This is a genomic window from Yinghuangia sp. ASG 101, assembly GCF_021165735.1.
Lineage (GTDB): Bacteria > Actinomycetota > Actinomycetes > Streptomycetales > Streptomycetaceae > Yinghuangia.
In genome coordinates this window covers 1,678,412-1,693,845 of record NZ_CP088911.1, presented here as the reverse complement: position 1 = coordinate 1,693,845, position 15,434 = coordinate 1,678,412, and the positions used below count along the sequence as shown (strand labels likewise).

The window sequence follows — 15,434 nt, the reverse complement described above, 5'->3', positions numbered from 1 at the left end:
CGCGGGCGTGGCGTCGCGGGCCGGCGTGTTCTTGCCGTTCCGGCAAGTCCGCTCACTCCTGTGGCGCCGCCTCACGCATGATCGGTCACACCAGATCGATCCGGGAGGACACATGCCCCACGCCGAGGAACGCACCCACAGGCTGGTCCCCGGACCCGCCGGCCGCATCCACGTGGTCGAACAGGGCCGGGGGCCACTGGTGTTGCTCCTGCACGGCTTCCCCGAGTCGTGGTACTCGTGGCGGCGCGCACTGCCCGCGCTGGCCGCCGCCGGTCACCGCGCGGTCGCGATCGACGTGCGCGGGTACGGGCGTTCCTCGAAGCCCGCGGACGTCTCCGCGTACCGGATGCTCGACCTGGTCGAGGACAACGTCGCCGTCGTCCGGGCGTTGGGCGAGGAGTCCGCGGTCGTCGTCGGCCACGACTGGGGCGCGCAGATCGCCGCGCATTCCGCGCTGCTCAAGCCCGATGTGTTCCGCGCGGTGGCGATGCTCAGCGTCCCCTACACGCCGCCCGGCGGGCCCAAGCCCAGCGACGTCTTCGCCCGGATGGGCGGCGACGACGAGTTCTACGTCGCCTACTTCCAGGAACCCGGCCGGGCCGAGGCGGAGATCGAACCCGACGTCCGGGGCTGGCTCGCGGGGATCTACGCGGCCCTGTCCGCCGACACCATGCCCGAATCCGGCGCCCCCGACCCGCACTTCGTCGCCCGGGGCGGGACGATGCGCGACCGCTTCCCCTCCGACCGCCGTCCCGCGTGGCTGACCGACGACGAACTCGACTTCTACGCCGGTGAGTTCGAACGCACCGGCATGGCCGGGCCGCTCAACCGCTACCGCAACATGGACCGCGACTGGTCCGACTTCGCCGCCTTCGCCGGTGCTCCGATCACGCAACCGTCCCTCTTCATCGGCGGAGCCCGAGACGCCTCCACCACCTGGCTCGCCGACGCCATCGCCGCCTACCCCACCACCCTCCCCGGGCTGGTCGCCTCGCGGATCCTCGACGCCGGCCACTGGCTCCAGCAGGAACGCCCCGACGACGTTCACCGGCTCCTCACCGACTGGCTCGCGTCGCTGCCCGGCTGACCTCCGGGGCCGGGCGTCCCGCCTTTCGGCGGTCCGTCAGGGTGAAGTCACCGAAACCCCCGACTCCACCCCGGCCCCGTCTGCCCCCCACAGCGGCCCCGCCTGCCGCGGTCACGTCGTCGCCGGGGCCGCCATCTCCGCCACCGGCGGACCGGCCGGGGCGCGTTCGTCGGGTGTGAGGGCGGCGATGCGGTGGATGCCGTGGAGCATGACGGCCAGGGCGACGGCCGCGGTGAGCGTGAGAAGGGACCGTACGCCCGCATAGGGGACGGCGGCGACCAGCAGACCGGCGAACGGGAAGGGGAGCAGCACGAGCAGGACCATCGCCGAGACGGTCACGCCGAAGTCGGGCAACGGGATCACGCGGGCGCGCAGCGTCCGCAGGAAACACGCGAACGCGCCGTCCAGCGCCAGGAATCCGGCGATCAGGACGAGGTACGCCGCGAAACCCGGCGCCCAGGCCGCCGCCCCGATCGCCGGTGCGGCCAGTGCCGCGCTCACCCGGCCGACCCGCACCATGCCGACCCGCGGGGCGACCCGCGTCACGATGGCGATGAACACCAGCGACAGGCCCCCGCCCGCCGCCCAGATCACGCTGACGTGGAGCGAGCCCGCGCCGTGTTCCTCGCGGACGATGGCCGGGGTCACCGCCGTGATCACCGCCACCAGGAGATTGAACGCCGCGGTGGCCACGGTCAGATGGACGAGGGTCTTGTTGCGCCGGACCAGGCGCAGCCCGCGCGTCAGTTGCCGCCACGGCGTCGAACTCACGTATTCCACAGCGGTGTTCGTCGGCCGAGGAATGCGATGGCACAGGATGCGGCACAGAACCGCGAGCGCCAGCACGGCGGTCATCGCCGCGGGGGCGCCCAAGGTGGCCAGGAGCCCGGCGACGAGGGGGGCGACGACGAGTGTGCCGTGGTCGATTCCGGCCTGGACGGACTGCGTCCAGGTGATCGGACGACTGCCCCCGATCTCGACCCCCAGCTTCTCCACGGCGACGAAGGACGCCTGACCGAGCGCGCCCGCGGCCATCGTCGCGGCGACCAACAGCCCCCAGGCGCCCGGGGCGACGAGCGTGCCCACCAGTGCCGCGCCGAGGAACGCGATGCGCAGCGTCTCGGCGGCGACCAGGCAGCGCCGCGAGCCGTACCGGTCGACGAGTGGGCCCGCGGCGGGGATGCCGGTCAGCCGGGGCAGCCATTCGAGGAGCATCACCAGACCGGACCAGGCCATGCTGCCGGTGATCTGGTAGACCAGCAGCGGCACGGCGAGCGAAAGCGTCTCCGTGGCAAGGCGGTTCGCGCCTCGGGCGGTGAGGGAGGCGTACAGGGCCGCGGTGTTCGACGGTTCGTCGCCCGGTGCCGCGGCGGTCGACCGCGCGGTGTCCGGCGGCGCGGTGTCGGCCTCGGTGGTGTCCGCCCGGGCGGCGCTCTGTGGAAAATCCGTGTATTCCCTGGCAGTTGGTACCGCCGCGCGGGCCGGTGCCGCGTGTACGGCCTTCGTGGGACGGTCGCGTGCGTCCCCCGGGACCGGCAGTGCGACGAGTCGGTTGACACGTGCGAGGAGACAATCGAGCGCCGGACGCGCGGCGTCGGGGCGCGCACCGCGCCGCACACGGCGGGTCGCGCCGCGCGTGACCTCCCGCGCCGCCTCCCGGGTCGCGCGAATCGCCTCGGGCGTCACGCGGCGGCGCACGCCCCGGGCCACGCGCGTCAGTTCGCGCGGCGCGCGACCGCGGATCCCGCGGGTGGCCCGGGTGATCCCGTGGGGCACACGGGTGCTGAGGTCGCGGGCTACGCGCGTCACTTCGTGCGATGCGCGACCGCGTATCCCACGGGTGACCTCCCGCGGCACACGCCCGCCGACAACCCGGGCCACGCGCGTCACCTCGCGCGGCATACGGCGCCGGAGACCGCGCGTCACCCGTGCCACGTCGCGGGGGACCCGCCGGGGCGCCGCGAGCGGGACCTCGCGCGGTATCCGGCGGCGCGCGCCGCGGGACAGCCGGGTGACCCGGGTGATCCGGGTGACCCCGCGCGACGCCCGCCGGGGCGTCCGGCGCGTTCCGGGCAGGGCCACCGGCTCAGCCGACGACATCGATGCCGTCGGCCAGTGCGTGGCGCGTCCTGACCGCGGTGGCGTGGTCCGGGGCGGTGAAGACCAGGTGGGCGATGCGCGAGCGCATGTCCTGGGTGTCGGGGATCTCCTCGCCGGGGGCGAAGGTCACGGCGGACGCGACGACCTCCGGTCGGCGCGACGCGGCGTCCCAGCCCCGGAGTTCGCGGTAACTGCCGCCGACGAGCTTGGGGTTGGTGACGTAGTGGATGCCCGCCACGGCGGCCCGGACCGGGCGCGGCGCCGGCGCGGGGCGGCCGGCCGCCGCCGCGAGGACGGCCTGCGCCTGGCACACGCCGGTGACCATCTCGACCATCTCCGCGATCCGGTCGCCCGGCAGGCGTACGCCGATCTCCACGAGCACCGGCCCGTCGCCGGTCACACGGTATTCGGCGTGGATCGCCCCGTCGCCGATGCGCAGCGCGGTGACGACCTCCTGGACGTACGCGCGCACCGCTTCGTGCCCCGGGACCATCCCGGCGGGCCGCACGAGATGGCTGACCTGCTGGAAGTGCGGCTCCGGGCCGAGGAACTTCTCGGTGATGGCGAGGATTTCGGCCCGGCCGCCGTAGACCACGCCTTCGGCGGAGAACTCGGGACCGGCCAAATAGCGTTCGACGATGACGGTGCCGCCGGGCAGCATCCGGCCCAGCGGCACGCGGTGGCCGACGATCTCCCGGTACGCGTCGGTCACGTCGGCGGCGTTGTCGACCCGGCGCACGCCGACCGTGCCGAGCATGTCGGCGGGCTTGACGACGCACGGGAACCCGATGTCCGTCGCGGCGGCCACGGCGTCGTCGGGGTCGGCGACCGTGACGCTGCGCGGGGAGCGGACCCCGGCCCGGTGCAGCCGCTCGCGCATGACGCCCTTGTCGCGGACGGCTTCCGCGTCGGCGGGATCGAGCCCGGGCAGGCCGAGTTCGGCCGCGACGGTGGCGACCGCGTGGACGACGTACTCGATGCCGGGAACGATGATGTCGACGGGCTCGCGGCCGTGCACTTCGCGAACCGCCGCGAGGATGGCGGGCGTCGACAGGTCGGTGATCTCGTGGACCTCGCGGACGGCCCGGCGTTCCGCCTCGGAGAGCGCGTAGAAGCCGGTGCCGGGGGTGACGAGGGTGACCCGCATGCTCAGTGCGCGGGCCGCGGTGATCCAACGGGTGCCGGATGAAGCGGGATTGACGATGAGGACGTGCATGCTCGTGCTTTCGTTCGCTCCGGGGGCGGGACGCGGGCATGGGGGAGACGGTCGCTGGGGGCGGGCGGCCGGATCCGGTGTCTGCGGGACCCGTCGTGGGCGGTGATCCAACCGCCGACAGCCCGGAACCTACGGGTCGTTACGCGCGAGGCCTATCCACATGGCGCGAAGAAACCCGCTGTTCACCGCCGTGGCACGCATCGGTTCGTCGATTGTGGCCACTCGGCCACGGCCGTGCGCGAATCGACTGGTCACGTGCGCTTTACCAACGCGCCACGAGCGACTTTCGGCCCTCGCGCCTGGGATGTCACGCGGTGGGGCCCGTGGGGGGTCCGCGAAGGCGCGGGCGACGACGGGCCCGGCGGCGCCCAACACCGCCGTGGCGTGCGGATTTTCGGCCCTCGCGCCTGTGGTGTGAGGCGGTGAGACCGAGAGGGCCTGAGAAGACGCGCGACAGCCAGGCCCGCCGCGCTCAACATCGCTGTGGCGTGCGGATTTTCGGTTGCCGCGCCTGGGGCGTCAGGCGGTGAGACCGAGAGGGCCTGCGGAGATGTGCGACAACCAGGCCCGCCGCGCCCAGCATCGCTGTGGCGTGCGGATTTTCGGTTGCCGCGCCTGGGGCGTCAGGCGGCGAGGCCGAGGGGGTCCGCGAAGACGCGCGCGACGACCAGGCCGGCCGCGCCCAATACCGCCGCGCCGCGCGCGAGGCCCGACGTGCGGATCGCCGGGGAACCGCCGCGGATCCGGCTGCCTCCGTGTTCCAGCGCCGACGCCGCGTGCGGGATCAGCCACGGGGCCAGCGCCGCGTGGACGCCGCTCAGGACGACGGTGTCGGGGTCGAGCAGGTTGACGGCGGCGACGAGCGCGGTGCCCAGGCCGTGTCCGGCCCGCTCGACGGCCGCGTGGGCGCGGGCGTCCCCCGCGTCCAGCAGACGCAGCAGGCCCGCCACGGGGTCGTCGTCGGCGGCCGTGTCGTCGAGCCCCGCGGCACGCATCAGGACGGCCTGGCCCGCGACCTGCTCCAGGCAGCCGTGCCCGCCGCACTGGCAGGGAGGGCCGTTCGGGTCCACGACCACATGGCCGATCTCACCCGCCGACCCGTGCGCGCCGCGAAAAAGCTCCCCGGACACCACGATCCCCGCGCCGATCCCGGTCTCCCCGGACACCTGGATGTAGTCGCCGAAGTCGGCCCCCGCACCGAACCACAGCTCGCCGAGCGCCGCGAGATTGGCCTCGTTGTCGACGCCGACCAGCGGAATCCCGGCCGGGAGCGCCGCGCGCAGCAGGCCGGCGACGGATTGCTCGTGCCAGCCGAGGTTGGGCGCGGAGACCGTCCCGGTCGTCTGGTCGACGACGCCCGGCAACGCCGCGACCGCCCCCACCGGCCGCAGCCCGGCCTCGGCGGCCTCGGAGACGACCTCGCGGGCGAGGCGCCCCAGCGCGTCGATGGTCTCGGCGGGCGCGGCACCGAGGTTGTCGCGGACGAGAACCCGGCGTACGCGGACCGCGCGGGTCAGGTCGGCGACGCACGCCGCGAGGTAGTGCCCGTTGACCTCCAGCCCGAGTGCCGCGACCGGCCCCGGCGCGACGGACACCGGCGCCCCGGGACGCCCGCGCCCGCCGTCCTTGACCGGCTCGGCATCGGCGACGACCCCCAACGCGGACAACTGTGTCACCTGTGCGGACACCGTCGTCTTCGTGAGCCCCGTCAGCTCGGCGAGCCGTGCGCGCGTGACGGGCTGGTGGCGGTCGATCGCATCCAATACCAGCACGAGATTGCGGGCCCGCATACCGCTCAGGTGCGTAGGGCTGTCGGGCACACTCATGAACGCCTGCCGCGCCCGGGGCGTTTGGGGCCGCGGGAAGCACCGGGGCGCGCGGTCCGGTGGGGCTTGGCACCGGGCTTGGGGCCGTCGGCGCCTTGGCCGCTTTTGCCGCTTTTACCGTGTTTGGCCGTCGCGTCCGGAGTGCCCGCGCGTTGCGCCGTGCGTCCGCGCGAACTGTTCACCGTCCGCCCGCGCACGATGCCGATGAACTCCTCGACCAGATCGGTCGTCGCGTCCTCGGGCCACGCGAGCGCCACGCGCGATTGCGGGGCGTCCGTCACCGGCCGGTACGTGACGTCCCGGCGGTGATGCAGGCGCGCGAGCGACTGCGGTACGAGCAGGACGCCGACACCCGCCGCGACCAGCTCGATCGCATCGGAGGTCGTGTCCGGACGGGCGACCGCCGGGAGCCCGGGCGGCGACTCCCACGGCAGGGTGTCGTCGAGCGGGTGCAGCACGATCTCGTCGGCGAGGTCGGCGGTGGTGATCTCGTCGGCGGCGGTCACCAGGTGGTCCTTGGGCACGACCGCGACCGTGGTCTCGGTGTAGAGCGGGATCGCCGAGAGGTCCGTACGGTCGAGCGGCAACCGGACGAGCCCCGCGTCGGCCACCCGCTCCCGCAGCATCCGCGCCGCGTCGGCGGGCGGGACCGCGACCAGCGTCAAGGGGACGTCGGGCAGCCGCTCGGACCAGATCCGCACCCACTTCGCGGGGGTCGCCCCGGGAACGTACGCGAGGCGAAAAACGCGAGGGGAATCGGAGGAGGTCACGTCGCCAGGCTATCGGGCGTGAGCAGGGTGTCCGCCGGGGCGGAGCGGGAGGGGGCGAGAGGGATCCGCACCCGCCGCTCCGCCGGGTGACCGGCTCGGGGCCGGACAGGTGCCGTGGCGGGCCGCTGGCGCGCCGGGGTCGTGGACGAAGCGCGGGGCCTTGGCTGCCGAGGAGCGGACGTGCGACGGGCGGACACGTGCGTCGGGCAGGTCCGTTCGCGCGGCCCTCGTGGAGTGCTCCGCGGTGGGCCGGAGAACGCCGACGAGGCCTCCGCCGCGTTCCGCCCGGTTCGTCACGCGCTGGAGGCCCGCCACACCCTGGCACAGTCACTTGGCCGCGGCGTATCGCCGGTCCGGTCGATGACGCCCGCGTGGGAGGTGGTGACCGATACCAGGTCAGCCTGCCGCCGGTGACGATCCGCGCCCGCGTGGGAGGTGGTGACCCGATACCGGGCCCGCCCGTCCTTGGCGACTTCCCGTGCCCGCGTGGGAGTCGTCCCCTCCGGTACTCGTTACGCTGTCCGTATGACGTCGCACAAGACCGCCCAGACCATGAAGCCCGCGACCGCGGCGAAGAAGCTGGGTGTGTACCTTCCGGCCACCCCCGAGGAGTTCCGCGAGGGGGTCGTCTCGCGCGACGAACTCAACGCCCTGCAGGCCGAGCCGCCGGCCTGGCTGGCCGAGCTGCGCCGCAACGGCCCGCACCCGAGGCCGGTGGTCGCGGCCCGACTGGGCGTCTCCATCTCCGGCCTCGCGCGCGGAGGCATCGCCGAGGCGCTGACCACGGAGCAGATCGACGCGCTGAAGGCCGACCCGCCCGCGTGGCTGCGCGAGGAACGCCTCATCGCGGCCGAGGTCCGCCGCGAGGAGGCCCGCCTCCAGGAGCTGAAGAAGCAACGCGACGCGGCCCGCGCCCGCACGGCCGCCGAGCAGCCCGCCACACCACCCCGCCGCCGCTGACCGCGCGCTCGGCGTCAATCGGCCGTGCCCGCGGGCACGACCCACTGGCTTCGATGTCGATACCGTCTCGAGACCACGCGGCATTCACGCCGGGAGGGACCCCAGTGTCTCCGAGCGGTCGAGTGCGCGGCGGGTGAAGGCCCGTACGTCGGCGTCCTTGTCGGTCAGTGATGCGGTCAGGGCCAGGGTCACGTCGGGGTGGTGGGCGTGGGGTTCGAGGCAGATGACCGCGGCGCGGCGGACGTTGGGGTGCCGGTCGGTGAGGGGTGGGAGCAGGGCGGTGTGGTCGTCGGTGGCGGCCAGGGCTCGGACGGCGCCTTCGCGGACCTGCCAGGCCGGGTCGGAGAGCGCGGCGCGGGCGAGGGCGTCGAGCGGGGACGGCGTGGCGACGGACGCCGCCGCGCTCAGGGCGGCGGCACGGACGAACGGGTCGGCGTCGGCGGCGAGTTCGGCGAGCGTCGGAGCGCCGGCGGGGTCGCCGAGCGTGCCGAGGGCCTTGGCCGCGGCCACCCGGACCTCGCGGGCGGCGTCGCGTGCGGGACGCGCCAGCGCGGCGGTCGCGTCGAGGGAGACCAGGCCGCGGACGGCTTCGAGGCGTACGGCGGTTTCCGGGTCGTCGAGGGCGTGCAGATAGGGGCCGGGCGACGGGTGCCGCAGCACCCGCAGGAGGTCGAGCGCGGCGGCGCGGACCGTCGCGTCGCCAGCGGTCGCGGCGGTGGCGAGCGCGTCGCGCAGGCCGTCGCCGTCGGCGGTGTCGGAGGCCGGGAGGATTTCCGCGAGTTCGCGCAGCGACGTGGCCGTGGCGGCGCGTACGTCCGGATCGGGGTCGTCGAACCGGCCCGCGAGCGCGGTGGCGAAGCCGTCCGGCGTGGTCTCGGTGAGGGTCGCGACGGCGGTGCGGCGCACGGTGGGGTCCGGGTCGCCGAGGTAGGGCGCGATCGCGGCGAGTGTGGGGGACTCCTCGGCGAGGGCGAGGAGTTCGATGACCCTGGGGTTGTGGGTCGGGCGAACCTCGGGGGCGCGTGCGGGGGTGGACGGCTCGCCGGGTGCCGTGCGGCGGTGGGGCCGCGGTGACGCGACCGCCAGCGGGCGGGGGTTCGGGTCCGCGGGGGTCGGCGGGGCGAACTCCTCGACGGGGACGAGGTAGGGCTCGACGTCGCGGCGTACGAACTCCATGGCCCCGTCCGGGCCTTTGCGCAGGTTGAGGTGGAACAGCCAGTCCCGGTCGTCGCGTTCGGGGGTGTCGACGCGCTGGTGGTAGAGCCCCCAGCGGCTTTCCTCGCGGGCGAGCGACGCCCGCGCCGCCATCTCGGCGCAGTCGCGGATGAAGTCGACCTCCAGGCAGCGCATCAGCTCGTGCGGTGTCCGGCCGCCCATCGCGGCGATTTCGTCGCGCATGCGGTCGAACGTCTCGACGGCGATGGCGAGTCGCGTGTCTGACTTCGGCGGTGCGACGTAGTCGTTCACGAACCGCCGCAGCTTGTACTCGACTTGGCTCTGCGGCGGGCCGTCCGGGTGGTGCAGCGGGCGGTAGACGAGTGCGTGCGCGGCGGCGATCTGGTCGTCGGGCAGCGGTCCGGTGTAGGGGGCCTTCGCGGGGCCCTCGGCCGCGTGTTGGCCGGCCAGGTCGCCGTAGACGAACGCGCCGATCATGTAGTTGTGCGGTACGCACGCCAGGTCGCCGGCCGCGTACAGGCCCGGCACGGTGGTCGCGGCGTTCTCGTCGACCCACACGCCCGAGCCCGAATGCCCGCCGCACAGCCCGATCTCGGAGATGTGCATCTCGACGTCGTGGGTGCGGTAGTCGTGGCCGCGCCCGGCGTGGAACGTGCCGCGCGTGGGGCGTTCGGTCGTGTGCAGGATGTTCTCCAGCGCGCTGACGGTCTCCTCCGGCAGGTGCGTCAGCTTGAGGTAGATCGGCCCGCGCGCCGAGTCGATCTCGCGTTTGACCTCCGCCATCATCTGCCCGGACCAGTAGTCGCAGTCCACGAACCGGTCGCCGTCGGCGTTGACCTGGTACCCGCCGAACGGGTTCGCGACGTAGGCGCACGCGGGCCCGTTGTAGTCCTTGATGAGCGGATTCACCTGGAAGCACTCGATGTTGCTCAGTTCCGCGCCCGCGTGGTACGCCATCGCGTGGCCGTCACCGGCGTTGGTCGGGTTCTCGTACGTGCCGTACAAGTAGCCCGACGCGGGCAGCCCGAGGCGTCCGGCGGCACCCGTGGCCAGGATCACCGCGCCCGCGCGGACCACGGTGAACCGGCCAGTGCGCGTGTGCAGCGCGACCGCGCCCACCGCGCGGCCCTCGGCGGTGAGTACGCGCACGGGCATGAGCCGGTTCTCGATGGTGATGCGCTCGCGGTTCTCGCGGCGCCGCAGTTCGCGGTACAGCACCTTCTTGATGTCGCGGCCCTCGGGCATCGGCAGCACGTACGACCCGGAGCGGTGCACCTGCCGCACGGCGTACTCGCCGTGCTCGTCCTTCTCGAACTTGACGCCGTAGCCCTCGAGTCGCCGCACCATCGCGTGACCGCGCGTCGCGGTCCGCATCACCGTGCGCTGGTTGACGATGCCGTCGTTGGCGCGCGTGATCTCGGCGACGTAGTCCTCGGGTGTCGCGAGGCCGGGCAGCACCGCGTTGTTGACGCCGTCCATGCCCATCGCGAGGGCGCCGGAGTGGCGTACGTGCGCCTTCTCCAGGAGCAGGACGCGCGCACCGTGCGCGCCTGCGGTCAGCGCGGCCATCGTGCCGGCGGTACCGCCGCCGATCACCAGGACGTCGCAGCTGAGTTCGTCGCGGTCGTCGACCGCGGGGACGGCCATCGGGGCGGGCATCAGGAGCGGTCCTTTCCGGAGGGGCCGGCGGCGGAGGCGGGGGAGGTGAGCAGGCCGAGGATGCGGGCCCGCGCGGCGAGGACGTCCGGGCTGTGCCGGGCGTCGCGTTCGCGGGGGTGCGGGACGTCGACGACCGCGCGCAGGCCGGTCCCGTGCGGCCCGAGCACCGCGATGCGGTCGCCGAGGAACAGCGCCTCGTCGACGTCGTGGGTGACGAAGACCAGCGTCGTGCGGTGCCGCTGCCACACGTCGACCAGCAGGTCCTGCATGGCCGTTCGGGTCTGGGTGTCGAGCGCGCCGAACGGTTCGTCCATGAGCAGGACGCGCGGCCGGACGACCAGCGCGCGGGCGAGTTGTACGCGTTGCCGCATGCCGCCCGACAGTTCGCGTGGCAGGTGGTTCTCGAACCCGGTCAGGCCGACGCGTCCGATCCACTCCGCGACGGGGGACTTGCGGGCGCGGCGGGGGATCCCGCGGACCGACAACGGGAGTTCGATGTTGCGGCGGACGCTGCGCCAGGGCAGCAGGCCGTCCTCCTGGAAGACCAACGCCCGGTCTCCGGACGGCGCTTCGACGGCCTCGCCGTCCAGCACGATGCGTCCCGACGCGGGCCGGAGCAGTCCGGCGAGGGCGCGCAGGAGCGTGGATTTGCCGCAGCCGGAGGCCCCGACGACCACGAGGACGCGTCCGGCGGGGATGTCGAGGTCGAGGTCGGAGAGGACTTCGCGGCCCGGGTAGCCGATGGTCGCGGACGCGACGGTGAGGCTCGCGCCGGTCGCCGCCTCCGCGGAACGCACTTGACCGTCACGGGATTTCGTACCGTCGACGGCCGGGGTCGGGGAAATGGTGGTCACCGTGCGCCTCCTTCGCGGGGCAGCCAGCGCGTCGCGCGGCGGCCGGCGAGTTCGACGAGCCCGGCGGTCGCCCAGCCGAGGATGCCGATGCTGATCATCCCGACGATCACGCCGGGGTAGTCGACGATGGTGTACGCCTGCCACGTCCGATAACCCACGCCGTACTGGCCGGAGATCATCTCGGCGGAGATCACACAGATCCACGAGACGCCCATCCCGACCGACAGGCCGCCGAAGACCCCCGGCAGCGTGCCGGGGAGGACGACGTGCCACAGCGTGTGCCGGCGCCGCCCGCCCATCGTGCGCAGGGCGTCCTCCCACAGCGTCGGGAGCGCACGGACCGCGTGCCGGGTGCTGACGAGGATCGGGAAGAACGCCGCGAGGAAGGTGATGAACGTGATGCCCTGCTCGTCGGTCGGGAAGACGAGGATCGCGATCGGCACCATGGCGATCGCCGGGATCGGGCGCACGACTTCGAGCAGCGGTTGCAGCAGGTCGCCCGCGATCCGGGAGCGCGTGACGAGGATGCCGGCCCCGATTCCGGCGAACGCGGCGAGGACGAAGCCGGACAGGATCCGGGTCAGGCTGGCCTCCAGGTCGTCGTAGTAGGTCGAGCCGCCGAGCTGGTCGCCGAACTCGCGGGCGACCTCGGTCACGGTCGGCAACCGGTCGAACCGCACCCACCACGTGATGTCGTTGGCGGTGAGGTACTGCCACAGTCCGAGCGCCACGGCGAGGGACAGGAAGCGGCGCAGCAGCGACGCGACACTGACGGTGCGGCGTGGCGCGGAGGAGGGGGAGCGGCGGCCGGGCCACGGCACGCCGACGCGGCGGCGGGGTCGGCCGGCCGAAGACGCGGCCGGGCCGGGTGCGGCGGACGGCCGCGAGGACGCCTCCGGCGCACCGTCGGGCGTGGTGCCGGGGTCGGCCGGGGAGGCCGCCCGTTCGCGCTCGTCTTCGTCGGCCGGGGGCGGGCCGTCGGGATCCGTGCCCTGGGCCGTGCCGCGTGCCCGGGGCGTGCTCGTACCGCGCGATGTGCTCATGCCGCGTTCACCGCCTCCGCGTAGGGCACGACCGTCGATCCGGGGTGCGCCGCGACGAAGGCCTGGGCCGTGTCGGGGGCCGCGAACGGGACGAACCGCGCCTCGGGGGCCGCGCCGGGGTCGCTGACCCAGACGGCCTTGTCCGCGTACCAGCGGGTGCCGGTGGTCGCGTCCGGCACGTAGCCGACGCGGACCTTGCCACCGGTCGCCTGGATCTGCCTGACCTGCCGCAGCAGGCAGACCGGGTTCGCCGCGGGGCGCGTGGCGTCCTCGCCGTCCACCCAGATCTCACCGGCCGTCGCCTCGTCGGTGACCGGTACGGTGCACGCCGCGTCGGTTCCGGTGATCCGCGCGGGATTCTCGGTCGAGGCGAGGTCGGCGTCGTACTCCGGCCCGTACGCCTTGCGCAGCCACGTGTCGTCGACGAACGCCTTCATGTCGAGCGCCTTGAGGTCGGCGATCGACTTGAGCAGCGGGATGTCCCGGTCCATCGCGTCGGTCAGCGTCGGCTTGAGCGTCGCGTCGAACGTCGAGATGCCCGCGGGCCCGTTGTAGAGGTAGACGACCTCGGGCGGCAGGCCGGTGTCGGACGCGACGGACCGCGCGGCCTTGAGCGGCTGTTCGTGCAGGAAGCGGGTCGCGTCGAGCTGCGCCTTGAGGAACGCGTCGATCACCTCGGGGCGACCCTTCGCGTACTTCTCGCGCACCACGACGCCGTGCAGCGTGGGGAATCGCGTCGCCGCCCCGTCGTAGAGCAGCCTGGCGCGGTCCTGGAACACCAACAGGCCCGGCCACGCCACGAATTGGGATTGCGCGGCGACGCCTCCGGACTCCAACGCCGAGGCGCCGACCTGGGGTTGCTGGTTCTCGACCTTGACCGCGTCGGCGCCGAGCCCGGCCTGTTCGAGGGCCCGGACCAGCACCCCGTGGCCCGCCGAACCGACCGACGTGGAGACGGACTTGCCCTTGAGGTCGGCGAGCGACGCGGCCTTGGAGTCCTTCGGGACGACAACGCTGTTGAGGCCGCCGCGCAGGTTGTAGCCGGTGACCGACACCATCACCGTGCGGTCGTCGCCGAGGGGTTGGGTCCGCGAACCGTTGATGAGCAGGGGGTAGTCGCCCATCGACCCGATGTCGATCTTCCCGGCGACCATCTGCGTCGTGATCGGCGCGCCCGTGTCGTAGTCCTGCCAGGTCACCTTGTACTTCGTGCCGGACTGCGCGCCCGCCTCGGCGAGGCGCTTCTCGAAGTAGCCCTGGGCGCGCAGCAGCGTCCCGGCGGTCACGGTGTTGATGGTCTTCGACTGGTAGCCGACCACGACTTCGACCGTGCCGCCGGACCCCGACCCCGAGTCGGAGTCCGCGCCGCAGGCGGCGAGGAAGGCCGCGGTGCACACCAGCGCCACCGCGCGCAGGACGGGTTTGCGGCGGGGCCGGAACAGTCGGGGGCGGGTGGGAGGCAGGGCAGGCATGCGGAGTCCTCGAAGTCGGCGGGGAACGGCGGGAGTCGGCGGAGGCCGGCGGCGTTCAGCGGAGCAGGTAGGGGATGTTGACGGTCACGGCCCCGGTCGGGCAGCGGATCGCGCAGGGGCCGCAGTACCAGCACTCGTCGACGTGCATGTACGCCTTGCCGGACTCGGGGTTGATGGCGAGCGAGTCGAGCGGGCACACGTCGACGCAGAGCGTGCACCCGTCCAGGCAGCGCGCCTCGTCGATGGTGACGGGAACGTCGGCGCGGTTGGCGGCCAGCGGCATGGGGTCCTCCGGGGTTTCGGGCGGTGCGGGAAAGGGGCGGGGACGCGTCGGGTCGGGACGCGTCGGGTCGGGACGCGTCCGGTCGGCGGCGCGTCGGGTCGGCGGCGCGTCAGGTCGGGGACGAGCGCGGTATGCGCGCGGTCATGCTCAGCCGGTCGCCGCGGAAGCGGATGAACTCCAGGTCGACCGGGCGCCCGGTGTCCAGGTGGCTGAGCCGTTCGACCACCAACAGCGCCGCCCCGCGCGGTACTTCGAGGACGGCGGAGGCGTGCGCGTCGGCGTTGACCGCCTCCACGGAGATCTCCGCGACACCGAGCCGGTGGCCGCTGGTCTGCTCGATCAGACCGAACACGTCCAGGTGTTCGAGGTCCCGGCCGAGCAACGGCGTACCGACGTCCGGGGCCAGGTAGGTGAGGTCGAGCGAGAGGGGGAGGCCGTTGAGCCGGCGCACGCGTTCGATGTAGACGACCTGGGCGCCCTCGGACATGTGCAGGCGCCGCGCGACGGTCGCGGGGGCGCGGACCGGGCCCGCGGCGCGGACCTCGTTGGTGACGTCGCCGTGCTCGTGCAGCGTCTCGGCGAGCCCGGTCAGCCGGTTGAGGCCGTGCGGGTACTTCGCCGCGGTCACCACCGTGCCGGTCCCCGGGACGCGCTCCACCAGGCCCTCGCAGCGCAGCAGGTCGAGCGCTTCGCGCACGGTGTTGCGGGTGGTGCCGAACTCCGCGATCAGCGTCCGCTCGTCCGGCAGCACGCCGTCGGGGTACGCCCCGGAGACGACGAGGCGGCGCAGCACCTCGGCGATGCCGTACGCGCGTTCCGCCCGGCGGCGGGCGGCACCGGGCGGGGTGGGCCAGGGGCCGGGCACGGGGTCCCGAGCGTCGTCGGGGTGGGGCGGGGCAGGGGGCTCGGCGGTCTCGGCGGTCTCGGCGGGCGGTTCCGTCGGCGCGCCCGGCGCCGGTTCGTCGGACGGCGGCTCGGCCCCGGTCGG

The 15,434-nt window shown here is 73.8% G+C and carries 12 protein-coding genes; 2 read left to right on the top strand and 10 right to left on the bottom strand.

The window, feature by feature from the left end; translation table 11 throughout:
* Nucleotides 1-112 precede the first annotated feature (112 nt).
* A complete protein-coding gene (locus LO772_RS06950; protein ID WP_231777491.1) occupies nt 113-1,087 on the top strand; it encodes an alpha/beta hydrolase in 975 nt (324 codons plus the stop codon).
* A gap of 111 nt (nt 1,088-1,198) precedes the next feature.
* Here the strand turns inward: LO772_RS06950 and LO772_RS06945 are convergent, their stop codons facing one another.
* The 4 genes from LO772_RS06945 to LO772_RS06930 all read right to left on the bottom strand — a co-directional run bounded on the left by LO772_RS06945 (nt 1,199) and on the right by LO772_RS06930 (nt 6,999).
* Complete coding sequence (locus LO772_RS06945; protein WP_231777490.1) at nt 1,199-2,896, bottom strand: MFS transporter; 1,698 nt, start codon at nt 2,894-2,896, stop codon at nt 1,199-1,201.
* Nucleotides 2,897-3,173: 277 nt separating this feature from the next.
* A complete protein-coding gene (locus LO772_RS06940; RefSeq protein ID WP_231777489.1) occupies nt 3,174-4,403 on the bottom strand; it encodes an ATP-grasp domain-containing protein in 1,230 nt (409 codons plus the stop codon).
* Nucleotides 4,404-5,026: 623 nt separating this feature from the next.
* Nucleotides 5,027-6,229: an ROK family transcriptional regulator gene (locus LO772_RS06935; protein WP_231777488.1), complete on the bottom strand. Its 1,203-nt coding sequence runs from the start codon at nt 6,227-6,229 to the stop codon at nt 5,027-5,029.
* Entirely contained in the window at nt 6,226-6,999 is a 774-nt protein-coding gene (locus tag LO772_RS06930; RefSeq protein WP_231777487.1) for a LysR family substrate-binding domain-containing protein, read from the bottom strand. The genes LO772_RS06935 and LO772_RS06930 overlap by 4 nt, the downstream gene beginning before the upstream one ends.
* A gap of 525 nt (nt 7,000-7,524) precedes the next feature.
* On the opposite strand from LO772_RS06930, the gene LO772_RS06925 reads away from it, so the two are divergent.
* The gene (locus LO772_RS06925) at nt 7,525-7,959 is read left to right on the top strand and encodes a DUF5997 family protein (protein WP_231777486.1); all 435 of its coding nucleotides are present in this window, start codon (nt 7,525-7,527) and stop codon (nt 7,957-7,959) included.
* Between the two features lie 84 nt (nt 7,960-8,043).
* Here the strand turns inward: LO772_RS06925 and LO772_RS06920 are convergent, their stop codons facing one another.
* The 6 genes from LO772_RS06920 to LO772_RS06895 all read right to left on the bottom strand — a co-directional run bounded on the left by LO772_RS06920 (nt 8,044) and on the right by LO772_RS06895 (nt 15,311).
* Nucleotides 8,044-10,782: a fumarate reductase/succinate dehydrogenase flavoprotein subunit gene (locus tag LO772_RS06920; protein ID WP_231779444.1), complete on the bottom strand. Its 2,739-nt coding sequence runs from the start codon at nt 10,780-10,782 to the stop codon at nt 8,044-8,046.
* Nucleotides 10,783-10,793: 11 nt separating this feature from the next.
* A complete protein-coding gene (locus LO772_RS06915; protein ID WP_443089374.1) occupies nt 10,794-11,648 on the bottom strand; it encodes an ABC transporter ATP-binding protein in 855 nt (284 codons plus the stop codon).
* Nucleotides 11,645-12,403 carry an ABC transporter permease gene (locus tag LO772_RS06910; RefSeq protein ID WP_443089438.1) on the bottom strand — a complete coding sequence of 253 codons (759 nt, stop codon included), beginning with the start codon at nt 12,401-12,403 and terminating at the stop codon, nt 11,645-11,647. The genes LO772_RS06915 and LO772_RS06910 overlap by 4 nt, the downstream gene beginning before the upstream one ends.
* Nucleotides 12,404-12,687: 284 nt before the next feature.
* Complete coding sequence (locus tag LO772_RS06905; protein ID WP_231777485.1) at nt 12,688-14,163, bottom strand: ABC transporter substrate-binding protein; 1,476 nt, start codon at nt 14,161-14,163, stop codon at nt 12,688-12,690.
* Between the two features lie 55 nt (nt 14,164-14,218).
* Nucleotides 14,219-14,446 (bottom strand): 4Fe-4S dicluster domain-containing protein, encoded by a 228-nt coding sequence (locus LO772_RS06900; RefSeq protein WP_231777484.1) that lies wholly within the window; start codon nt 14,444-14,446, stop codon nt 14,219-14,221.
* A 109-nt stretch (nt 14,447-14,555) separates the two neighbouring features.
* The gene (locus tag LO772_RS06895) at nt 14,556-15,311 is read right to left on the bottom strand and encodes a GntR family transcriptional regulator (RefSeq protein ID WP_231779441.1); all 756 of its coding nucleotides are present in this window, start codon (nt 15,309-15,311) and stop codon (nt 14,556-14,558) included.
* Nucleotides 15,312-15,434 lie beyond the last annotated feature (123 nt).